Raw genomic sequence first — 23,495 nt, 5'->3', positions numbered from 1 at the left:
ACAACATGTCAATGGATGTGCCACGGTGCGCAAAACCCGTTTCTGACACAGAAACGGGTTTTTACCTAACTGACCTGTCCGAAAGTGGACAACCAGTTGTCCGGCGGTTGGTGATGATAGGGGCCTGTTCGCCGGTGCGGCAACGCTTCCTTATTCGCTTCGTAATGACTTCACCGGGTTTACCAGGGCGGCTTTGATGCTCTGGACGCTCACCGTGAGCAGGGCAATGCCTACGGCCAGCACACCCGCCAGAGCGAAGACCCACCACTCAATGTCGACCCGGTAGGCGAAGTCGGCCAGCCAGCGGTGCATGGCCCACCAGGCAACGGGCGAGGCAATGACAATAGCGATTAGAACCAGTTTCAGGAAGTCCTGCGAGAGCAGGGCTACCACACTGGTTACGCTGGCCCCCAGCACTTTACGAACACCAATCTCTTTGGTACGTTGCTCGGCGGTATACGCAGCCAGACCAAACAACCCCAGGCAGGCAATGAGGACGGCCAGGACTGAAAAAACCAGCGTGAGCGTACCCACACGCTGTTCGGTGCGGTACATCTGGTCGAAGTTATCGTCGAGGAAGGCATAGCTGAAAGCCTGCCCCGGTGCCAGCCGCTTCCAGTTGGCCTCGATCTGGCTTACCAATGCCGCCACGTTGCTGCTCCCGTTGAGCCGGAACGAGATCGACCCGGTGCTGCCCTGAAGTATCAGGGCCAGTGCCCCCACTTCCTGCCGCAGCGATTCGTAATTAAAATTCTTGACTACCCCGATTACCGTGTAGGATTTGGTGAGCTTGTTTACCACGTCGGCATAGACTGCAATGCGTTTGCCGATGATGGCCTTGCCGCCAAAGAGCTTCGCCGCCGTTTCGTTCAGGATAATGCCAGAGGAGTCGGCCCCGAATGACCGCGAAAAGTCGCGGCCCTGCACCAATTGCATCCCCATCGTCTTTACATAGTCGTAATCGACGCTCCAGTTCTGCATACTCACGGCCTTCTGTGGCTCAATTTGTCCCTCCGGGAAAAACGACGTATTGCTCCGGTTAGATGGGGTGGGTAAATAGCCCGACACCGTTCCGTTGACCACGCCGGGTAGCTGCAACACCACCTGCCGGAACGTTTCGGTTTGCTTGCCAAGGCCGTCGGTTCCGTTCACCACCAGCATCTGCTCGCGGTTGAACCCCAGGTTTTTGGTCTGAATGTAGCGCATCTGCCGGTAGACCACGATGGTGCCGATGATGAGCAGCACCGACATCATAAACTGGAACACCACCAGCCCGCTTCGTAGCCGCGCACTGCTCAGCAACGCCCCGCCCGAACGGGCTATTATCTTGCCCTTCAGCACGGCAATGGGCCGGTATGACGACAGGAAAATGGCCGGATAGACCCCTGCCAGCAACCCCACCACCAGCGGTACTACTGGCAACATCACTAACCAGAAAGGTGTAATTAGTCGCCTGAATGTCAGTTGTTTGGCGGCAATGTCGTTGAATAGGGGCAGTGCCGCAGCCACCAGTCCAACGGCCAGGAGCATAGCCATTGCCGTAGTCAGTACCGATTCGGTCATGAACTGATTCAGAAGCTGCCCCTGTCCCGACCCCAGCACCTTGCGGACGCCCACCTCCTTGGCCCGGTTGGCCGACCGGGCCGTGGCCAGGTTCATGAAGTTGATGCCCGCAATGAGCAGAATAAACAGGGCTACGGCCGAGAAAATATAGACGTAGCGAATGTCGCCAACGGGAGCCAGCTGAATGGTCTGTTTTGAATGCAGATGAATGTCGGTCAGGGGCATCATAGTAAACGCAAACCGGTTGTTGGCCTGCCGGAACTGCGCCATGGTTGACCCCAGAAACGACAGTATCTGCGGCCCTACGTACTTTTCAGCCACAGCGTCGAGGTTCCGGGCGAACGCGTCGGCATCAACACCGGGCCTAAGCACCACGTAAGTATGGTGGTTGTTGCTCACCCATTGGCCCCACTGATAGTCGTCGCTGCTCATGGCCAGCAGAAAATCTGCCCGGAAGTGGCTGTTGGTGGGCATGTCGCGCATCAGAGCCGTTACCTTGTAAGGCATCTTGTTGAAGAGCAGAGTCTGACCTATCGGGTTTTGACTGCCGAAGTGCCGGGTAGCCGCCGCCTCGCTGATGACCACCGAGTTGGGCTGCGCCAGCGCCCGCTTTGGGTCCGCTCCGGCGTACCGGCCGGCCAGGAGTGGCAGCGTAAAGACATCGAATACGGTGGAGTCGGCAAAGGTGATGTTGTCTTCCCGAATTACGCTCGTGGTACCCGCCTGACTTACAGACCACGTGCCTTGCTGATGCAGCCGCGTGAACTGTTCTACCTGCGGGTAATCCTGTTTGAGCGTTGGCCCCAGTGGGTCGGGCGTAACGGCCATGTTCATCACCTCGCCGCCAAACTTAATGTCGGAGTGGAGGCGGTAGATGCGGTCAGCCTTGGCGTTGAAGCGGTCGTAGCTTAGCTCATCGACTACGTATAGCGTAATGAGCAGGCAGCAGGCCAGGCCAAGGGCTAACCCAATCACATTGATGGCGGTGTAACCGCCCTGCTTGCGCAGGGTGCGCCAGGCGATTTTGACATAGTTCGTGAACATGACCTGTATCGTTTACCAGTTTGCTTGTTGGTAGTATGTTATACAAGGTACATGCCAAACTATGAAAGGCCCGTTTTTAAGCTGGAAATGGCCCTCGTCAAAACGCTCGTTGTCCAATTCCGGACAACGAACCGTCCGGAATGGTACGGCAACAAAGAAGGTGCGGCAGGTAACACCCGGTCTGTTGATGCGCCCAAATACCCTTACTCCTTAGACAATCAATTGCCTGCTTTGCTATTGATATCAAAAACCAAAAAAGAGTTGCGCAACCAAGTGATTGCGCGTATATTTGCAATCATTCGGTTGCGCAACTAATTCGATTGACTCATGAGACGAGATGTATTCCAGGCTATTGCTGACCCCACCCGGCGAGCTATTTTAAGCCTCATTGCCCTACAGGCGCTGACGCCAACTGCCCTGGCTGAGCACTTCGCCACGAGCCGACAGGCGGTGTCGAAACACATTCAGGTACTAACCGAATGTGGCCTGATTAAACAGAAGCAACAGGGCAGGGAGATTTATTACCAGTGTGATCCCACTCACATGAAGGAAATCGACACCTGGCTCGATACGTTCAGAGGGCTGTGGGAAGACCGGTTTGCTCAGCTTGACCGTGTATTATCAACCAAAAAACAGGATAACAAATGAAGAGCGATTTGATGATGGATTTTTCAGTAGATCGGGCGAATCACTCGATCACCGTTAAGCGGGAATTTGCCGCCGAACTGCCCCTGGTATGGGATGCATACACCAACAGCGACATGCTCGATCAGTGGTGGGCACCGAAACCTTGGCAAGCCCGAACCAAGTCGATGAATTTCAGCGAAGGGGGCCACTGGCACTACGCCATGGTGGGGCCACAGGGCGAAGAACACTGGGGCAAAATGAGTTACCTGACCATTGAGCCTCAACGGCGGTTTACGGCGCAGGATGCCTTTACCGATGCCAGCGGCACCGTTAACCCCCAAATGCCTGTCTCGACAATGGACATTACGTTCGTCCAGAAAGATGGCAAAACACTGGTAACCAACCGGGTAACCTATGCCGATCTGGCTCAGCTGGAGGCGAGCCTCAAGATGGGAATGAAGGAAGGATTGACCATGGCTATGGAAGGTCTGGACGAACTGCTGGCAACCAAAACGAAGTAGCTTTCCAGCGTTGGCTACAACCAGGGCAGCAACAGGGGTTGAGCCGGCCAGAAAGCCGGCTCAACCCCTGTTGCTTTGTTCATCTACCAGAACCTACTCTGATCGCAGACTGACTACGGGATTGACCGCGGCAGCCCGGTAGGTTCGCCAACCGATGGTCAGCCCACCCAGTAGCAGCATCGTGCCGAAGCAAAGACCCAACGTGCCGATACCCAGCGTGATATGGTAGGCGAAGTTCATCAGGAAAAAACTGCCCGCCAGGTAGCCCAGTGGCAACGCAATGGCGCCCGCCAGCAGTAGCAGCCGCAAAAAGCTCCACGACAGCAGCCAGACAACCTGCCCCACGCTGGCCCCCATCACTTTCCGAACGCCCACTTCTTTGGTCCGCACCGCGGTGGTGTAGGTAACCATGCCCAGCAGGCCCAGACAGGCAATTGATACGGCCAGCCCAATAAGCAGACCCATGAAATTGATGTCGTCGGTGTGGCTGTGGCGATTGCGCAGAAACTCGTCATACCACATCCCGGCAAAGGGTTCGTAGGGATTCAGGCGTTTCCAGATACGGGCAATGTCGGCGCAAACGGCCTTGGGGTTGCCACCCGTAATGGCCACGTTGAGGTACCGAAAGGCGCTGGGCTGATAGTGGAGCATCATAGGCCTGATTTTCATGGCCATCGACGCGAAATGGAAGTCTTTCAACACCCCCGCCACCCGCACATTGGTGCTGTCATTGAGCCAAAGGAGTTGCCCAACGGCAGCAGCGGGGTCGCCCAGGTTGAAGGTCCGCATGGCTTCTTCATTGATCAGGACAAACCGCCCGGCCGAGTCGGATGTTGAAACGGGCAGATTCTGTCCCGCCAGCAGATTCAGCCCTATAGTGGGCACCAGATTGGCATTGGCCGAAAAAATGTCTACCCCCGCCGAATCGCCCCCGGTTCGTTGCCGCCGGACCAACTGCCAGTTATCACCGTGCGAACCGAAGAGAGCTGAGGTAGGGGCTACACGGGCCACTCCGGCCAGTCGGCTTATCTCGTCGGTTAACTGGCTCGGCGGCAGGCCGTTGAGGGCAATCGTCAGTACACCTTTACGCTCAAAACCATAGCTGGTGGTACTCATAAAGTGCTGTTGCCGCGCCATGGCCAGCAGCACGATCATAGCCAGCAGCGAGATAGAAAACTGAATCACAATCAGCGATTTACGGAGGCTGATGCCCCGAAACACCCGCAGGCCGGTTTGGCTTCGTAACACCTGCGCAGGTTCAAACCCCGACAGCACCCGTGCGGGCAGCAGCCCCGCCAGCAGGCCCGCCACCACGCTAAACAGCACAAACACCAGCCACACCCTGCCGTCACGTTCCCACTGTACACCGCCGATGAGCCATTGCTGCACAAAGGGCATAGCCTTCACAAACTGAAGCATAACATAGGCCAGGCCCAGCCCGCCAACCGACAGGATAACGGACTCGGCCATGAACTGCCCCATCAGCTGCCAGCGCAGCGCTCCTGCCACTTTGCGGATGCCCACCTCACGGGCGCGGCTCAGCGACCGGGCAAGGGTGAGGTTAACGTAGTTGAATACCGCCAGCAACAGGGTGAGCAGCCCAATACCAAACTCTGTTGCCAGCTTTCCGGCCGTGGGTTCATAGGTCGAGTTCTCCAGGCCTTCGCGTGGCGGCGACAGTTGCGTGAGGGCCTGACTGCGCAGGGTATAGCCTTTTTCATTGGCAAAGCGCAATCCCTTCGTGGCTCGGCTGGCCAGTTCGGGCAACACTTTGTTAAGCGTTTCGGCCCGTGTACCGGGCTTCAGCAGCACATAAGTATAGGTGCGTGTGTAGGGGTTGCCATAATCGCTCCAGTTGCCTAGTGTTCGTTGCCAGTCTGGGCTGGAGAGGGTGGCCGTCGACACGACCATGTCGAAATCGAGGTGGGATTTGGTGGGGTTTGGGGCAAAGACACCCGTTATGGTCAGCGCGCCAAACGCCGAATGTTGCATGAGTTTCCCGACGGGGTTGGCCGTGCCGAAGAACCGCCGGGCTGTTTCCTGCGTGAGCACAACGGTCTGTGGTGCTATCGCTGCCTGGCCCATCGTTAGCCTAAAACCGAAGACCTGAAAAAATCCCGGATCGACCAGGCTGAAAACGACGGGTAGCTGTTTGCGATTGGCTGTCACTTCGCCGTAGCTGCGGATAACGCGGGTAACGGCCTCTACAAACGGGTAGTTTTGTTTCAGGGTGTTGGCTACGGGCGGGGGTGTAGTGGCATAGCTCCGTAGGTCATTGGTGTTGGTTGTCGCGTCAGTAATGATGCGGTACGTTCGGGCGCGGTTTGGGTGAAACGAGTCGTAGTCGAACGCACCTTTGATGTCGATCATAGCCAGCAGACACACCAGCATTCCCGACGCCAGCCCGAAGATGTTGATAAACGAAAACAGCTTGTGTTTCCACAGGTTTCGCCAGGCGATTTTCAGGTAGTTTGTGAGCATAGGGCAGCGGGGTAGATCAGACCGGTCAGGCACATCGTTTCAATGCCCGTGCCACAGTACAAAAAGTCCGTCTCTGAACTTGAAACGATCTTTTTGTGAACAGATCCTGTCCGGAAATGGACAGGACTATCCGATGCTGTACGCTGCTCCTGGGTGTATAGACAGTCAGGATGTGGTCAGCGCAACGTTCTGCGGCTGAGTGGTGCGGGCGCGGATTTCTTCGGCGGTTTGGCCGGGACCATCATGTCGCCAGCCGGGGGGCATCCAGAGGTAGCGCAGCTTGTCAGACAGGCGGTGGGCCGTTTTCATCTGCTGCCATAACCAGCGAATACCGGCCCACTGAATGGCAAACGGATTGTTGGTCTGCAACTGGGTGGTAAGGCCGTAGGTAGGTTCTTCTTCCTCCCGTTGATAGCTGCCAAACAGATAATCCCAGATGATAAACACCTGTCCGTAGTTACGATCCAGGTATTTGGCGTCGGTGCCGTGGTGGACGCGGTGGTTAGACGGCGTACAGAGCACATATTCCAGCCACCCCATGCGCTTGACCAGCCGGGTATGGTTGAAAATGCCAAACAGGCTCGCCACCACGTTCACGACCAGAATCATGAATGGCGACATACCCAGGATGGGCATCAGGTAATACAGCGGCATGGTCAGGGTGCCATTCAGAAAAAAGCCCCGTGCGGCTACCGTAACATTGTACTCCTGCGAGGAATGGTGCACGGAATGAAACGCCCAAAACAGGCCCGTACGGTGCGAAATCCGGTGGTCGACATAATAGATCAGGTCATGGATTAGGAAAGCCGCCACCCAGCCCCATACGCTGGAAGGCAGGGTAAACAGCCGGTACTGCGTGTAGAGCAGGTAATAGAGGCCAAACGGCAGCAGAATGCCAATGACCACGTCGTAGGTCATGTTCATAGATGATACAGCCACGTTGGTCCAACCGTCGCGGTGGCTCCATCGGTAGGCACCTGGCTTCTGACGCATTCGCCAGGCGGTCATGCCAAATTCAAGGATGATCATGCCCACGTACAGGGGCAGCACCAACCGGAAGAAGATGCTACCGTCGTGGGCCATGTCGGCCAGAAAAGTCAATAGCTCGTGAGGTGTCTTCATAGTGGCTATTCTTGATCGAGTACAAGAATAGCCCGGAATGGGTTAATTTTCCTTCAACTTTTTGAAGAACGAATGCCCCAGGACCTGCTCGCTTATTTTTCCCGGCTTGTACCGTTAACTGACGAGGCTCAGGCAGCGATAAGCGATGCGTTTGTGCAGCAGACCCACCGCCGGGGCGACTACCTGCTACAGGCCGGTGATGTAGCCAACCACCTGTATTTCATCCGGAGGGGTGTACTCCGGGTCTACACCACCGTAGAGGCCACCGACTGCACGCTCTTTCTGGGACTGGACGGCGAGATGGTGGTGGCGCTCAGCAGCTTCATTCAGCGCACCCCCAGTGCCGACTCCATTCGTTGCCTGGAAGACACCGAACTCTACGCCGTGCACTATGACCGCCTTCAGGGACTATATGACCAGTTTGCGGCTATTGACCGGGTTGGGCGCCTGCTTATTGAGCGATACGCCATCCAACTCCGCGACCACAGTTTTTCGCTGCGTTTTCACAGCACAGAGCAGCGCTACGACACCCTGCAACGCACCCGCCCTGAACTGTTTCAGCGCGTTTCGCTCACCCATATCGCCTCCTTTCTGGGCATGACCGCGCAGGCGATCAGCATGGTTCGGGCCAAACGACGGTAACAAAAGTTTGTCGTGGTGCTATTCACTCCGCAGGCTCTTCACGGGGTTCATCAGGGCGGCTTTGATGCTCTGAAAGCTCACCGTGAGCAGGGCAATACTCACCGCCGACAGACCCGCCAGGGCAAACACCCACCACTCGATAGTAACCCGGTAGGCGAAGTCCTCTAGCCAGCGGTTCATGGCGTACCAGGCTAGGGGAGAGGCAATGACAATGGCGATCAGGACCAGCTTGAGAAAGTCTTTGCTCAATAGGGCTACGACACTTGCTACGCTGGCCCCCAGCACTTTGCGCACACCAATTTCTTTTGTCCGGGCCTCGGCGGTGAACGTAGCCAGGCCAAACAGACCCAGACAGGCCACGAAAATGGTCAGCCCGGCAAAAAAGCCCAGAATCTGCCCCGTGCGGCGTTCGGCCACGTAGGTTTCCTGGTAGCGTTCGTTTAGAAACGAATAGGCAAACGGTCGGTCGGGCATCAGGGCCGCCCATTGTTGTTGCATCGTGGCCAGCAGACCGGCTATGTCGGTGGTTCGGGCTTTCACAATCAGCGTACCGGGGCTTTTGTCGAACACCATCACCAGCGGCGAAATGCGCTCACGCAACGACCGGAAATGAAAGTCGCGCACCACGCCGATGACCCGATAGGTTCGTGTGCCGCCCCGGTTGTCGTTTCGCGAGATGGTGTGCCCCAGCGGATTACGGCCCAGACCCAGTGCCCGCGCTGCAGTCTGATTTAGAATGACCCCCGACGAATCGGTAGCGAAAGCTGGCGAAAAGTTGCGTCCCGCCACCATCCGCATCCCCATCGCGGGCAGGTACTGATCGTCGATGTCGTAGCGGAGGGTCAGGACAACCTGCGTGGGTTTGTCGTCGGGGTACACCGTAAAATTGTTGTTGTTGGATGGTCCGGCGGGCAGATACCCCGACGCGCTGACGTGGGCAATGCGGGAATCCTGACGCAACTGATCGCGGAAAAAAGCTTCCTGCTGACCCAGGTAGCCCGTTTCGGGCAACACAATGACCTGCTCTTTGTCGTAGCCCAGCTTTTTGTCCTGAATAAACCGCAACTGCCGATACACCACCGTGGCCCCGACCATGAGGATGACGGAGACCAGAAACTGGAACACCACCAGCCCACCCCGCAGGCCAACGCCCCGTTTGGTGCCCACCAGGCTGCCCGCACCTTTCAACACCGACACGGGCTTAAACGAGGCCAGCACCACCGACGGATATAACCCCGCCAGCAAACTGACCAACCCCCCAAAGCCGATTAATACCGGCAGGAGCCAGGGCGTTGCCAGAAAATCGAGCGACAGCGTTTTGCCCGCCAACCGCCCGAAAAAAGGCAGCGTAGCCCACACCAGCCCCACCGCCAGCAGTAGCGACACCACCGTCAGCAGGACCGACTCGCCCATAAATTGCCTCACCAGCCCCCATTTCGACGACCCCATTACCTTCCGAACGCCTACTTCCCGCGCCCGTTTGGTGGCCGTGGCGGTGCTGAGGTTCATGAAATTGATGCAGGCAATCAGCAGCATAAACAGGGCGATGGCCCCAAACAGGTACACGTAGCGGATGTCGCCAACGGGCGAGAGATCACCCGTAAAATCGCCGTGGAGATGGATGTCGGTAAGGGGTTGCAGGTGCAGGCTGAGGTTGTTGCCTTTTTGCCGAAACTGGCTGATTGTCATGCCCATAGCCTGTTGTAGCTGCGGGCTGATGTACTTCTCAACCACCTGCGGCAGTTTGGCCTCCAGTTGCCGGTAATCGTAGCCGTCGGGCAGCACCAGGTAGGTAAAATACTCCGACTGCATCCAGTCAGACTTGGCCGCTTCGGGTAGCGACGCCATCGAGGCAAACACGTCGAAGTGAAAGTGAGCGTTGGATGGCACCCGGTCGATGAGGCCGGTGACGGTGTAGGGTTTGTTGTCTGTTTTCAGCGTAATGACCTTACCTATCGGGTCGGCACTGCCGAAATAAGTTTGGGCAAAAGCCTGGGTTACGATGACCGTGTTGGGCTGCGTGAGGGCTGTTTTGGCATCACCTTTCAACAGGGGCAGGGTGAAAACGCGGAAGAAATTGGCATCGACAAAAGCCACGTCGTTGTTGCGAAACGTCTTTTGGCCGTAGGTGATGTCGGGCGTTCCCATGCGCCGGAGCCGGGTAGCCTCCTGCACGTCGGGGTAATCGGCGCGGAGGGTGGCGGCCACGGGCGGCATCACGTGGGCCTCGCTCATCGAGTTACCCTGGATCTTACCCTCAAACCACACCCGCACTATCCGGTCGGCCTTTTCATTAAAGCGGTCATAGCTCAGCTCGTCCAGTACAAACAGACCGATGAGCAAACAGGTAGCCAGCCCGATAGCCAGCCCCGCTATGTTGATGGCCGAGAAGGCTTTATTACGGACCAAGTTCCGCCAGGCGATTTTAAAATAGTTCTTGAGCATGACCGGTTGAGTTTGACACCATTGCTGGTTGGTAGTAGGTTATACAAGGTACATGCCAAAAGCAAAAACCCAGTTTCTAGTTCAGAAACTGGGTTTTTGCTTTTGGCACTGTCCAGTTTCGGACAATCACGCGTCCGTTTGTGAAACAGCAATACGATTGGTTTGGGTGTCTGTTCTAGGGCTTGCCTGCGTTGAGCGGAGTCTTCAGCAACCGCCTCACTCAACGCGTTTATTCACTGCGCAATGATTTCACGGGGTTCATCAGGGCGGCTTTGATGCTTTGGAAGGAAACTGTTAACAACGTGATGGCTAGTGCGCCCGCGCCCGACACGGCAAAAATCCACCACGACAGTTCGGTGCGGTAGTCGTACTTCTGGAGCCAGCTATTCAGAAAGTAGTAGGCAATGGGCGTGGCGATTCCAACCGCAATCCCGACCAGCACCACAAAGTCTTGGGAGAGCAATCCCCACAGGTTCAGTACACTGGCCCCCAGCACTTTGCGCACGCCGATTTCTTTGGTGCGGGCCTCGGCCATGAATGAAGCCAGCCCGAATACGCCCAGACAGGAAATGAAAATGGCGAGGATAGTGAAGACCAGGGCCAGGGTACCAATACGTTCCTCTGCTGCGAATTTGGCGGCATATTCCTGGTCAGCAAATTTGTAGTCGAAGGGAGCCGTCGGGATCAGTTTTTTGAAGACAGCTTCAATTTTGGGTAACGCTTCGCTGGCACTGATGGCCGGATTGAGCCGGATGTTAATCCAACTGTAATTATCTTCTAAAAAGAAGACAGTCGGGATGGTTGGTGTGTAGGGCGACAGAGCAACCATGTCTTTTACAACACCCAAAACGGTGTATGTTTTTGGCGGGCGATGCCCCGGACTCCACGTAACCCGCCTACCGACGGGTGTTTTTAGCCCAAGCAGTTTGGCAAATGATTCGTTTATTATAAACCCCGATGAATCAGTTGCCAGGGCTTTACTGAAGTCCCGGCCCTCCACAAATTGCCAGCCCACCGTTTGGCCGTATTCGGGGCTAACGGGCAGGGTGCCGCACCCATTCGGACAGTCGAAAGCAGTACCTTTTTGTGAAAAACCGCCGTTCCACATCGTAATGCCAGTCGGCGAACTCCTCGATTCAGCTACCTCGACAACCATGCCCGTATTTTTCAACTCACTTCGGAGTAGCTCTTGCTTGCCGTTGAAATCAGCCGTTTTCTTCTCGACCATCAACAGGCCTGCTTTGTCATATCCGATTGGCCGGTTTTTAGCGTGTTGAATCTGCCGGTAAACAAGAAGGGTACCAATGACCAACGTTACCGAAACAGTGAACTGCAACACAATCAAAAGCTTTCGGGGAACGGCCGCAAAACGCCCCGGTATGACGACTCCTTTGAGAACCTTGACTGGTTGAAACGAAGAGAGATAAAGCGCCGGGTAACTGCCCGCTGCAAACCCTGTTGCCAGCACAAACAGAAGGCACGTGAGCCAGAAGAGAGAGGTCGTCCAGGGAATAGTGAGTTGTTTGTCGGCAATGTCATTAAACCACGGCAACGAACCACCGACCAGCAACAAGGACAACACAAAAGCCAGTAAAACAACCAAAAAGGATTCACTGAAAAATTGACTCACCAATTGCCCGCGCAACGAACCGACGGCTTTACGAATACCTACTTCTTTTGCCCGCTTCACCGACCGGGCCGTGCTCAGATTCATAAAATTGATGCACGCTAACAGCAATACGAATGCGCCAATCAGACCAATTAGCCAGACCAGTTGTACCGGCCCATTGTCATCTACATAATAACTACCGTACAGATGCCAGCGACTCATCGGCAGCAGGGCTATTTGCGGTTGCCGGGCTAGCTGTTCCTGCCCGTCTGCCAGGTTTTTGATCTGGTTGATCTCACTATTTTTGATGATGGCGGAAATCTGATCGAAGTTCGTATTCGGCTGAACCTGAGCATATATGGAAAGAAACCAGTTATTCCACTGCTGCTCTTTAACCCAGGGATTTGCCGACGTCCACAAGTTGAACGGAGCAAAGAATTTTATCGGGTGAAACTCCGAGTTCTGGGGTAAGTCCAGATAAACGCCCGTCACGTTAGCTACCATATCCGCGTTGATGTTGACGGGTTTGCCCATTGGGTCTTCGTTGCCAAACAAGGCCGTGGCTGCCGATGCAGAAAGCAAAATCGAGTGTGGGTCTGCCAGTCCGGCCCATGTTCCTTTGAGCATCGTCAAGGTGAGCATTTCAGGCGCGCCCGCTTCAATAAACTGACCTTTCTGAGTCAGCTTCATCTCGCCGGTAGTGAGGATGTACTCATACGGGTCGTTGGCAATCAGAATGTGTTTAAAGAAGCGTTGATAGTTGTTTTTCAATTCAGCCGCCAGTGGGTAAGGCAGTGATGTGTTTGAATAGCGTCTTCCATCTTTCGAGATACCAAGCTCCCTAACCTGCGCAATCCGGTCGTAATTCCGGTGATGTTTGTTAAACGACAACTCGTCCCAAACCCACAACCCGATGAGCATAGCCACGGCCATACCCACGGCCAACCCGCCGATATTAATGGCTGAATACACCTTGTTACGGACCAGATTCCGCCAGGCAATTTTGAGGTAGTTTCTGAACATGACGAAAACTTATTTAGTACGTTTGGTGACATTGATTACCTGCCCCTGCCCTGAGTTGACTTCATTGACGACTTGTGCGTTGATGCGAAGCGTGGCGTTGGCCCTTGACACCACATTGGCCGTTTGCGTTAGCAGTTCGTCGGCCCGCAGGTTGCCGTTGGCGGCGCTCACCACGTTGATGGTGTTGACTTTGCCGCGCAGCGTTACGTTGCCATTGGCTTCATTGACCAGGTCGAACCGATCCCCGCTCAAGCCCCGCACCAGCACGTCGTTGTTAGAGCCGTGTTTGAATCCGGTAAGCCGACGCGTTCGGATGGTGACACGGATGGTTGACTTGCTGATCCAGAACGATTTGCCTGATGGTTCAGCAAACGATAGTTTCAGAATGCCGTCTTGCTGGTCGATCCGCAGGAATGGGCGGAGGTTGTCGTCAAGGCTGATGTCTACGGATGATTCACTGCCGCCCACCTCGACGGCTATGTTGGCGGGAAACTGTTCCGTCTGGATTTCGGTGAAAGGCGCAACTGGTTTGGTTTCCTGCACCAGTTGTCCGCTACCGCGTAATTCCTGCGAGGGACTGTATTTAGTGTCCTGGGCTTGGATAGCGAATGATACAAGCCAGGCAAAGGTGAATAGGATGGTTTTCATAGACGAAAAAGTTATGGGTTATTCACTCCGCAGGCTCTTGACGGGATTCATCAGGGCGGCTTTTATGGCCTGGAAGCTGACGGTCAGCAATGCCACTCCCACCGCCAGCAGACCCGCCAGGACGAATACCCACCAGCCGATGGCGATGCGGTAGGCGAAGCTTTCCAGCCAGCGGTTCATCGCGTACCAAGCAACAGGACTAGCCAGCACGATGGCGATGAACACCAGTTTTAAGAAGTCTTTGGAAAGCAAACCAACGACGCTGGCGACGCTGGCTCCCAGTACTTTACGAACACCAATTTCTTTCCTCCGCTGCACCGTAGCGTAGGCAATCAGGCCGTATAGACCCAGGCAGGCAATCAATGAGGCTAACAGCGAGAAGTAGTTAACGACAGTGGCAAAACGTGTTTCGGACTGGTATTGCGCGTCAAATGCGCTGTCTACAAAGCCGTAATCGAAGAGCGCGTCGGGGAAATGGCTCGCCCATTTCGCTTTCAGAAAAGCAACACTCTGGCTGATCTGCCGGGGATCGACTCTGATTGAGATTCGGGAGAAATAACCAGCGTTGGGCGAAATCGCCAGGGGTTCAATCGCGTGCTGCAATGAATTATAGTGAAAATCGCGTACCACGCCCACCACGGTTCCGGGTCGCCCGTCTAAGGTGAACGGCTTTCCAAGCGCAGCGTAGGCATTGGGCCAACCGCATTGCTTTACGGCCTGTTCGTTCAGCAGAATACGCTGCCTGTCGCTACCGGTGGTGTTCCCGACGTCCTGACCCGCCAGCAGCCTCACGCCATACACGCTCAAATACGCAGTATCTATCTGAAGGCGGGCGGCCCTGATCGTAATTGGCTTGCCCTGGGCATCGGTGGTTTGGGCATCCTCCACGTCTAACCCATTCACGATCATCGAGTTTGAGGTAGCAACCCCGTTTACCAGTGGACTGCCCGTGATGTCATGTCTGAAGGCTGCGTATCCGTTGATCACATCGGCGCTACCGTTGACGCGCACAAACAGCAGGGCATCTTTCGCGTAGCCGAGGTCTTTGTGTTGCACAAACGCCATCTGCGCGTGAATGACAAGGACGCTGATGATGAGCAGCAAACTGACCACAAACTGCACCACAACCAATGATTGCCTCGACCAATTACCCGCCGTGCTGACCTTGAACGTGCCGCTCAGTACGCGAATCGGCTTAAAAGAAGCCAACACCAACGCGGGATATAACCCGGAAAGTAGGCCCAACGCCACGGCAACGACCAATAAAAACAACAGCAGAAGCGGCGATGAAAACACGGATAAAGGCTTGTTGGTCAGCGCCGTAAAGGTGGGTTGGAGTAAAAAGGCCAGCCCGCCAGCAAGCACCAGCCCGACCAACGTTAGCAGCACCGACTCGGTCAGGTATTGCGTCATCAGTTCCGGCAACGTTGCGCCCATTACTTTTTTTACGCCTACTTCCCTGGCCCGGTCTGCCGCACGGGCCGTTGCCAGATTGGTGTAGTTGATACCGGCCAGCAGCAGGATAAACAGCCCGATGGTCGCGAAAATATAGACCTGCTTCACGTCGCCGGTTGGTGCCAGTTCATTGTCGGCCCCAGATCGTAGGTGGATGTCGGCCAGTGGCTGCGTGATGAACCGCTGCGCAACCCGCTCCGCGTTGGCTGACCTGTTCGATACGTCGGGCTGGAACCGGGCTACTTTGGCAGAAAACGCTTCAGCATCAACGCCCTCTCTGAGCAGGAAATACGTGTAAAACTTGGTTTCGGTCCAGCCCTCGGCGGCGATTAGCTCAGGGTGGGCGGCTTCTGCGGTGGCTATGGAGCCGAGCATGGTAAACGTAAAATGCGCGTTGCGGGGCGGATCGGGGCAAACGCCCGTTACGGTGTACTGGGCACCCCGGCCCGTACTGTCGTACATGCTGATCGTCAGCACTTTCCCCATCGGATCAGTATCGCCAAAATAAAGTCGTGCCGTTGATTCGGTCAGGACAATTGTGTATGGTCGTTGCAGCGCTGTCTGAGGGTCTCCTTTGCTCAGCCGGTAGCTGAAGACGGAGAAAAACGACGGTTCCGTCAGAAGAATAGTGGGCTGCAGCCGTTGCGTGCGCCCCATGTGCACAATTTCCTCGGCGTGTTTTCTGAGTCGAACGGTATGCTCGATCTCCGCAAACTTGGCTTTAAACACCTGGGCGGTTATAGCCCCCGTCTGTGCCGAAGGCAAGCCGCTGGTTTCGGCTGTTTCGAGCCTGAGCAACCGTACAACACGACCATAATGCTGGTTAAAACGGTCGTAGCTTAGTTCATCATTGACCCATAGCGCTATGAAAGCGAAACTAACCAACCCAGCCGCCAGGCCAATTATGTTGATAAGCGTAAAGCCTGGCTGTTTCCGCAGATTTCGCCAGGCGATCTTAAAATAGTTTGAGAGCATACCGTTGGTTGTTTATTCGCTTCGCAGACTCTTCACCGGATTCATCAGGGCAGCTTTGAGGCTCTGAAACGAGATCGTCAGGAGTGCGATACCCACCGCCAGGATGCCCGCCAGGGCAAATACCCACCATTCCACAGTAACGCGGTAGGCAAAATCGGATAGCCAGCGGTTCATCACGTACCCAGCCAGCGGCGAAGCCAGCACCACGGCAACCAGCACCAGTTTCAGGAAATCTTTGCTCAACAGCAACACGACGTTGCCGGCAGTGGCACCGAGTACCTTGCGGATACCGATTTCCTTCACGCGCTGCTCGACATTGAACGACGCCAGACCGAACAGGCCGAGGCATGAAATCAAGATGGCGATGAACGTGAAATAGCCTATGAGTGTCGAGAGGCGGTTTTCGGCTTCGTAGTTCTTTTGGAATTCGGTGTCCAGGAAGCCATACTCGAACGGCTCGGCGGGGTTCAGCTTCGCCCAGGCGGCGGTGAGGGCTTCGAGGGCCGAGGTCGGTTCGCCCGCTTTCAGATTCACCACCGCATAGTTGTAGTTGCCCTTCGGATTAAACAGAAACGCAAACGGCGTGATAGGCAGGTGCAGGTCTTCAAAGTGAAAATTCTTTACCACGCCAACGATGGTAAGTCGCGCCCCGTTTGGCCCCCAGTCCGTTAAGGCTTGCCGGCCAATGGCAGCCTGAGCCGATGGATACCCCAGTGCTTTTGCCGCCTGCTCGTTGATGATAATGCCATTGGTCGTATCGCTGATGAAGGCCATCGAGAAGAGCCGCCCCGCCACGGGTTTGATCGCCATCGTTTGCAGGAAGTCTGCATCGACGCGGTTGATCTTCATGATTTTAGCCGTTGTTTTTGCTTGCCCTTCTCCGTAAACAGAGGCGTCTTCGGGATTGAAAATGCCGGGGTAATAGGCTGAAGCCCCTACCGAGCGTACCTGCGCTGAACCGAGCAACGCCTGTTTCAGGGCCAGAAAGCTGGCTTTGGCCTGTGCGCTACGGAGTGGAATGACGACCTGCTGCGCTGAAGCAAAACCCAGATCCGCCGAGCGTAGGTACCTCATCTGCTGCCCGATCACCACCGAAGCAATCATCAGCGCGACCGACAGCGTGAACTGAAACACGACCAGCCCTTTCCGCAACGACACCGCCGCCAACGACCCGCCCCGCTGCCCCGGACCGCCCTTTAGCACCGCGATGGGCCGAAACGACGACAGGTAGAACGCCGGGTAACTGCCCGCCACCAGTCCCGTGAGCACACTAACGCCGAAGAACGTACCCAGCAAGCCCAGCCGCTGCCCCCATGAGAACGACAACGTCTTGCCCGACACTTGCTCGAACACCGGAGCGAGCACCACTACCAGCCCTACGGCCAGCACAAACGCCAACCCGCTAAACAGCAGGGCCTCGCTCAGAAACTGCCGCACCAACGCCGTGTGTTCGGCTCCCAGCACTTTTCGGACGCCCACTTCCGCCGCCCGCTTGCCCGACTGTGCCGTGCTGAGGTTCATGAAGTTGATGCAGGCAATCAGCAGGGTGAAAAGCGCGATGCTCCCCAGTATGTACAGGTACGTCAGGCTGCCGTTGGGCGTTACGTTGTGCGTCAGGTCGGTGTGAAGGTGGATGTCACGCACGGCCGTCAGAAACTGCCGTTTGTCGCGCCCGGCGGCGGCGAGTTCTTTGCGCATGTACTTCTCCACAAAGGCAGGCAGCTTGGCTTCCAGCTTGCGGGCGTCGGTGCCGGGCTTCAGCTTCAGGTACGTAAAAAACATGTTGTTGCCAACCAGACCCGTGGTGCCATTGATGTACTGCGACAGCCCACCCCCGGCATACGACAGAAAAAACTGCCCGTCGATGTGGCTGGGTCGGCCCGACGCTTCGGTGTTGCCGGTTCGGAACACGCCCGTTACAGTGTACTCGCCAATGCCGTTGGTATTGCTCTCGACATGGACGGTCTGGTTCAAGGCTGGCTTACCACCGAATAGCTTCCGTGCGATCGTCTCCGACAGTACCACCGAGTTGGGGTTCGTCAGGGCCTGCTGACCGTTTCCTTCCACAAAATCGTAGCGAAAAAACGAGAAGAACGTTGGGTCGGCGAGGTAGCCTTTTTGCTCATAAAAGACGGCTGTCTTGCCGGGTAAGTTGGCCCGGAGCAACGTTTTGTCGTCGCCGAAGAGATTAATGATCCGCGTTGTGCTGGCTATTTCGGGGTATTCCTGTTGCAGGGCGTCGGCCAGGCGGTAGGGTGTGGCGGCGGTTTTGGTTTCGTCGCCACGCTGCACAAACACCGTTCCGACCTGGTAAAGCTGCGCTACGTCGGGGTGGTGGGTGTCGTAGCTCAGTTCGTCGTAGATGTAGAGGCAGATGAGCATACAGCACGACAGCCCCGCGGCCAGCCCGATGATGTTGATGGCCGAAAAGACCTTGTTCTTTGCCAGCGTTCGCAGGCTGATTTTTAGATGAGTTGAGAACATACCGTTGGTTGTTTATTCGCTTCGCAAACTCTTCACGGGGTTCACCGTTGCGGCCTTGATGCTTTGGTAGGTAATTGTCAGGAGGGCAATGCCAGTGGCCCCGGCTCCGGCGATGGCGAAGAGCCACCACGATACGTCGGTGCGGTACGTATACGTCGAAAGCCAATGACTCATCAACCCATAGGCGACGAATGTGGCAATGGCGATAGCGACGAAGACCAGCTTCAGGAAATCTTTGGACAGCAAACCAACAATGCTGGCGACGCTCGCGCCCAACACCTTGCGAACGCCAATTTCTTTGGTCCGTTGCTCGGCCATAAAGGACGCCAGCCCAAACAGACCGAGGCAGGAGATGACGATAGCCAGCCCGGCAAAGAGGCCAGCCAACTGCCCAATCCGCTCTTCACTCCGAAACTTTGCGCCGTACTCCTCATCAACATACGTGTAGTTGAACGGAGCTTCGGGCAGGTGTTCTTTTAGCACCGCCCGGATCGACTCTATAGATGCCTCGGCGGGTCGTTGCGGGTTGAGTCGCATGGTTAAAAATTTGCCGGGCTGTTGGGATATAAAGAAAACCGAAGGCTTCGCTGGTTCGTAGGGCGAGTCCATGACCATATCGCGGATTACCCCGATGATGTGAAAACGGACGTTGAAGGTATTTCCCTGCCAGGTTAGTGTTTGCCCAATCGGATTCTGTAGGCCGATGAAATTGGCCGCTGATTCGTTCAGGACGATGCCCAATGAATCAGAAGCCAACTGCCGAGAGAAATCGCGGCCTTGCTTAAATTGCCAGCCAACCGTTTTGCCAAACTCGTGGGTAATACTGACCGTACCAAAATTGGTCTGGAGACTTGGCTCTTTCCCCGGCCAATCGAAGCCGCCGTTGGTTGAGCGGAGTTCAGTCAGTGGACTCGCTGACTCACCAACGTCGAGCACCGCTCCCGTTTTTAGTAATTCCGTTCGGACAGTCTCGCGATGGAGTGCATAGTCAGGTACGTTCAACAGCAAAGAGAGTAAGCCATCGCGGCTGTAGCCGATTGGTCGGTCTCTGGCGAATTGAATTTGCCGGTACACCACCAACGTACCGATAATCAGCGTGATTGATACCGTAAACTGCATGACGACCAACGCCCGGCGTACTGTAGCCAGGCTCGTTGCCGACCCGAGCGGAAGCGAGCCCCCACCTTTAAGGGCAGCGATGGGCCGAAAGGCCGACAGATGAAAAGCTGGGTAGCCACCGGCCAACAGGGCCGTGACCAATACAACCCCCATGCCGATAATCCAGAATAGAGGCGATGCCCAGGGAACGAATAGGTGCTTATCGGCCACTCGGTTCAGCAGCGGAATAGCCAGCATGACGATCAACAGGGCGGCGGCATAGGCCAGCAAGACAACGAGCAAGGATTCGCCCAGAAACTGAGCCATCAACTCGAACCGACCGGAGCCAACCGCTTTTCGAATGCCAACTTCCTTCGCCCGGTTAATGGACCGAGCGGTGCTGAGGTTCATGAAGTTAATGCAAGCCAGCAGCAGCACAAACCCGCCGATGAGGCCGAACAGCCACACAAACTGAATGCGGCCACCTGTGTTTACCCCGTTCTGCCAATCAGAATGCAAATGCCAACGGGACATGGGATGCAGAAACAGCTCGGCTTTCTGGGCCGGGTCAGTATGACCGCTCTTGGCTAGTAGGTGCCTGATTTTGGCCGATGCCACTTCGGGGCTAACCTGCGGAGCCAGCTCGACAAAAATCTCAAACGATGTTTGCGTCCAGTCATCCTTTGAGTCATTCACCCAGGGTGTCGAGGCGGCGTATAGGCTCCAGGGGGCAATGAATTGTACGTCGGCCAGGGTGTTGCCGGCGGGAATGTCTTCGTACACCCCTGTCACGTTCACCGTCATGGTGTTGTCTATAGTCAGGGTCTTGTGCAACGGGTCTGCATCGCCGAATAAGGCGTTGGCGACTGACGCTGACAGAAGAATGGAGGCAGGCTCGTTGAGGCCGTCGCGGCTTCCTCTTAGCATTGTCAACGACAGCATGTGTGGAGCACCCGGCGTCATGAACTTCCCGCTTTTGCTGAATGCCTGCTTGTTGACGGTTAGTGTATGTCCAGTGGTCCACCACGCTAGTACGACATGGCTGAAATTGTCGCCGTAGTCTTTTTGCAAGCTCGTTGCCAGCGGAATTGGCATGTTCTGTTTTGTGTCAGTTTCGCCGTTGACGGTCCGGTTGCGCATCACCTGCGCAATGCGTTTGTACTGCCGGTGGTACGTATTCACCAACAACTCATCATTAATCCACAGAACAATCAGCGTTGATACCGCCATGCCCAGTGCCAAGCCCACTACATTGATGAGCGTGTGCCCTTTCTGTTTGGCTAGTCCCCGTAGGGCAATTTTGACGAAGTTCCGTAGCATAGTTTTATTATTTACTCACTCCGCAAACTCTTCACGGGGTTCATCAGGGCGGCTTTTATGGCCTGGAAACTCACCGTCAGCAGCGTAATAGCCAATGCCCCTACCACAGCCACCACGAAAATCCACCACGACAGGTCCGCGCGGTACGTGTACTGTTGCAGCCAGCCGTTCATGAAGTAATACGTGAAAGGAATAGCGATCAGGCAGGCGACGACAACCAGCACGACAAAGTCTTTCGAGAGCATCTGCCACAGGTTGGCTACGGAGGCACCCAACACCTTACGGATACCGATCTCTTTGGTCCGTTGCTCCGCCGTGAACGAGGCCAGCCCAAACAGACCAAGGCAGGAGATCAGAATCGCCAGCGAAGCAAAGAAGCCAGCCAAAGTGCCAATGCGCTCTTCGGCGGCAAACTTGGCGGCGTAATCCTGATCGACAAACGTGTACTCGAACGGAACGGAGGGAATGAGCCTTTTAAAGACGGCTTCGATCCTGGGTAGCGCGTCGCTTGTGGCTACCGCCGGATTGAGCCTGATGTTGACCCAGCTTACGGAACCGTTGTGTCCTTTGATGAAGAAGACCGTTGGGGCAATCGACCCATACGGCGATTCCATTACCATGTCGTTGATGACGCCCAGGATGCGGTAATGCAGCGGGGGTTTGTCGTTCTGCCACCAGTTCCAGGTGACCAGTTCACCCACCGGGTTGGCGAGGCCCATGTACCGGGCGGCGGCCTCGTTGATGACCAGGCCCAGCGAGTCGCTGGCGTACTGGCGGGAGAAATCACGACCGGCCACAAACTGCCAGCCGACGGTTTTGCCGTGTTCGTAGGTGACCGCCAGGGTGCCAAAGCTCTCGTTGTCGTTGGGGTTTTTGCCCCGCCACTCCAGGTTGTTGGACGAATACACTTCCGTAACCGGCCCCATCGACTGCGACATCTCGACTACCGCGCCCGTATTTTTCAGTTCGGTTCGCAGGACGTCGTATTTGCTCCGGAACTCATCGGATTTCATGGGCATGGTCAGCAGCCCCTCGCGCGTGTAGCCAACCGGACGTTGCTTGGCGAACTGGATTTGCCGATACACGATGATCGTGCTGATGATCAGGACCACCGAGACCGTGAACTGAACAACCACCAGTACTTTACGGGGAAGCGTGGTTAAATGCCCGACCCGAAAGGTGCCCTTCAGTACGTTTATTGGCCGGAATGACGATAAGTACAGCGCCGGGTAGCTGCCCGCCAGCAAACCAGTCACGAAAACAAAAACGGCGCAGATGGCCCAGAACCAGCCCATGCTCCAGGGCATAGTCAATTGTTTTCCCGCCAGTTGGTTAAACCAGTTCAGCGAGACAGTAACCAGCATCAGGGCCAGCACCAGTGCCAGCGCGACCACCAGAAACGACTCACTGAAAAACTGGCTAATCAGTTGCCCGCGCACCGAACCAACTGCTTTACGAATACCCACTTCCTTGGCTCGCTTTGCAGAGCGGGCGGTGCTGAGGTTCATGAAGTTGATGCAGGCCAGCAGCAACACGAAGGCGCCAATGATACCAACCAGCCAGACCATCCGCAGCGGGGCTTCGTTGAGTTGACCCCGTTCATATGGATACAGGTGCCACCGGCTCATGGGGTAAAGCTCGATCTCTGGCTTGCGCGACGCCTCCTCCGGGAGGTGGGCAATGTTGGTGAGTTCAGCGTTCTTTATCCGTTCGGACACCTGCTCGAACGTCGATCCCGCCGGAATCTCGGCGTAGATTTTAATGAAATGATTCCGCCAGTCGTCGGTGGCCCGCTGCCCGATCCAGGGATTCTCCTGCAGGTAGAATGCCCAGGAGGTCAGGAATTTAGTACGCTGAAACTCGGTATTCAGCGGCAGGTCTTCGTAGACGCCCCCTACCGTTAAGGGCGTCTGGTTATTGAGTGTGATGACACGGCCTATCGGATTCGCGTCGCCGAAGAATGACCGCGCCGTTTGAGCCGAGAGCAGAATTGCGTTGGGGTTGGTCAGGCCATTCTGGTTGCCGTAAAGCATCTTCAGGCTGAGCATCTGGGGGGCTTCAGGGTCCATTGCCTGCCCGCTGACGGATAGTTTAGTGTCGCCCACCGACAGAATCCTGTCCTGCACGAAAGTGGCCCGGACCAGGTGCCTGAAACTACCGGCATACTTGGTTCGCAGTTCGGTGCCCAGCGGGTACACCATCGTCTGCCCCACGCCGACCTGCCCCTCGTGCACCTGCCTTTTAACTACCTGGGCAATGCGGTCATAATGAGCATGGTAGCTGTTGAAAGAGAGCTCATCCCAGATCCACAGCCCATTCAGCATCGCTACAGCCATCCCGACGGCCAGCCCGCCAATGTTGATGGCCGAGTAGCCCTTGTGGCTGACCAGGTTCCGCCAGGCGATTTTAACATAGTTACGTAGCATAACGTTGGTTAT

At 55.8% G+C, this 23,495-nt stretch carries 14 protein-coding genes; 4 read left to right on the top strand and 10 right to left on the bottom strand.

Going from position 1 to position 23,495, the window contains the following annotated elements; genetic code table 11:
* Nucleotides 1-150 precede the first annotated feature (150 nt).
* Entirely contained in the window at nt 151-2,607 is a 2,457-nt protein-coding gene (locus tag J2I47_RS12970; RefSeq protein WP_207365019.1) for an ABC transporter permease, read from the bottom strand.
* Nucleotides 2,608-2,658: 51 nt separating this feature from the next.
* On the opposite strand from J2I47_RS12970, the gene J2I47_RS12965 reads away from it, so the two are divergent.
* The 3 genes from J2I47_RS12965 to J2I47_RS12955 are packed head-to-tail and all read left to right on the top strand — an operon-like array spanning nt 2,659 to nt 3,755.
* The gene (locus J2I47_RS12965; protein WP_207365018.1) at nt 2,659-2,922 is read left to right on the top strand and encodes a hypothetical protein; all 264 of its coding nucleotides are present in this window, start codon (nt 2,659-2,661) and stop codon (nt 2,920-2,922) included.
* A 12-nt stretch (nt 2,923-2,934) separates the two neighbouring features.
* On the top strand, nt 2,935-3,255 hold the full coding sequence (locus J2I47_RS12960; RefSeq protein WP_207365017.1) for an ArsR/SmtB family transcription factor: 321 nt from the start codon (nt 2,935-2,937) through the stop codon (nt 3,253-3,255).
* On the top strand, nt 3,252-3,755 hold the full coding sequence (locus tag J2I47_RS12955) for an SRPBCC family protein (protein WP_207365016.1): 504 nt from the start codon (nt 3,252-3,254) through the stop codon (nt 3,753-3,755). Before J2I47_RS12960 ends, J2I47_RS12955 begins: the two co-directional genes overlap by 4 nt.
* A gap of 93 nt (nt 3,756-3,848) precedes the next feature.
* Here J2I47_RS12955 and J2I47_RS12950 read toward each other — a convergent pair whose 3' ends face one another.
* Together J2I47_RS12950 and J2I47_RS12945 are read right to left on the bottom strand one after the other, a co-directional pair.
* Nucleotides 3,849-6,236 carry an ABC transporter permease gene (locus J2I47_RS12950; protein WP_207365015.1) on the bottom strand — a complete coding sequence of 796 codons (2,388 nt, stop codon included), beginning with the start codon at nt 6,234-6,236 and terminating at the stop codon, nt 3,849-3,851.
* Nucleotides 6,237-6,401: 165 nt separating this feature from the next.
* Nucleotides 6,402-7,358, bottom strand: a complete 957-nt coding sequence (locus J2I47_RS12945; RefSeq protein ID WP_207365014.1) for a sterol desaturase family protein — start codon at nt 7,356-7,358, stop codon at nt 6,402-6,404.
* Nucleotides 7,359-7,430: 72 nt separating this feature from the next.
* Here J2I47_RS12945 and J2I47_RS12940 point away from each other — a divergent pair, with 72 nt between their 5' ends.
* Complete coding sequence (locus J2I47_RS12940; protein WP_207365013.1) at nt 7,431-8,000, top strand: Crp/Fnr family transcriptional regulator; 570 nt, start codon at nt 7,431-7,433, stop codon at nt 7,998-8,000.
* Between the two features lie 18 nt (nt 8,001-8,018).
* On the opposite strand, the gene J2I47_RS12935 is transcribed toward J2I47_RS12940, so the two are convergent.
* From J2I47_RS12935 to J2I47_RS12905, 7 genes are all read right to left on the bottom strand, one after another.
* A complete protein-coding gene (locus J2I47_RS12935; RefSeq protein WP_207365012.1) occupies nt 8,019-10,445 on the bottom strand; it encodes an ABC transporter permease in 2,427 nt (808 codons plus the stop codon).
* Between the two features lie 229 nt (nt 10,446-10,674).
* The gene (locus J2I47_RS12930; protein ID WP_207365011.1) at nt 10,675-13,077 is read right to left on the bottom strand and encodes an ABC transporter permease; all 2,403 of its coding nucleotides are present in this window, start codon (nt 13,075-13,077) and stop codon (nt 10,675-10,677) included.
* A 9-nt stretch (nt 13,078-13,086) separates the two neighbouring features.
* Nucleotides 13,087-13,725 (bottom strand): GIN domain-containing protein, encoded by a 639-nt coding sequence (locus J2I47_RS12925; protein WP_207365010.1) that lies wholly within the window; start codon nt 13,723-13,725, stop codon nt 13,087-13,089.
* Between the two features lie 18 nt (nt 13,726-13,743).
* Nucleotides 13,744-16,155, bottom strand: coding sequence for an ABC transporter permease (locus J2I47_RS12920; RefSeq protein WP_207365009.1), 2,412 nt, complete (start codon nt 16,153-16,155; stop codon nt 13,744-13,746).
* A gap of 12 nt (nt 16,156-16,167) precedes the next feature.
* A complete protein-coding gene (locus J2I47_RS12915) occupies nt 16,168-18,639 on the bottom strand; it encodes an ABC transporter permease (RefSeq protein WP_207365008.1) in 2,472 nt (823 codons plus the stop codon).
* Nucleotides 18,640-18,651: 12 nt separating this feature from the next.
* Nucleotides 18,652-21,057, bottom strand: coding sequence for an ABC transporter permease (locus tag J2I47_RS12910; protein WP_207365007.1), 2,406 nt, complete (start codon nt 21,055-21,057; stop codon nt 18,652-18,654).
* An 11-nt stretch (nt 21,058-21,068) separates the two neighbouring features.
* Nucleotides 21,069-23,483, bottom strand: a complete 2,415-nt coding sequence (locus J2I47_RS12905; protein ID WP_207365006.1) for an ABC transporter permease — start codon at nt 23,481-23,483, stop codon at nt 21,069-21,071.
* Nucleotides 23,484-23,495: the final 12 nt, after the last annotated feature.

The organism is Fibrella rubiginis, from assembly GCF_017353185.1.
GTDB classification, from domain to species: domain Bacteria; phylum Bacteroidota; class Bacteroidia; order Cytophagales; family Spirosomataceae; genus Fibrella; species Fibrella rubiginis.
Note: the sequence above shows the minus strand (reverse complement) of the source record. Positions and strands in the feature narration are given on the sequence as shown.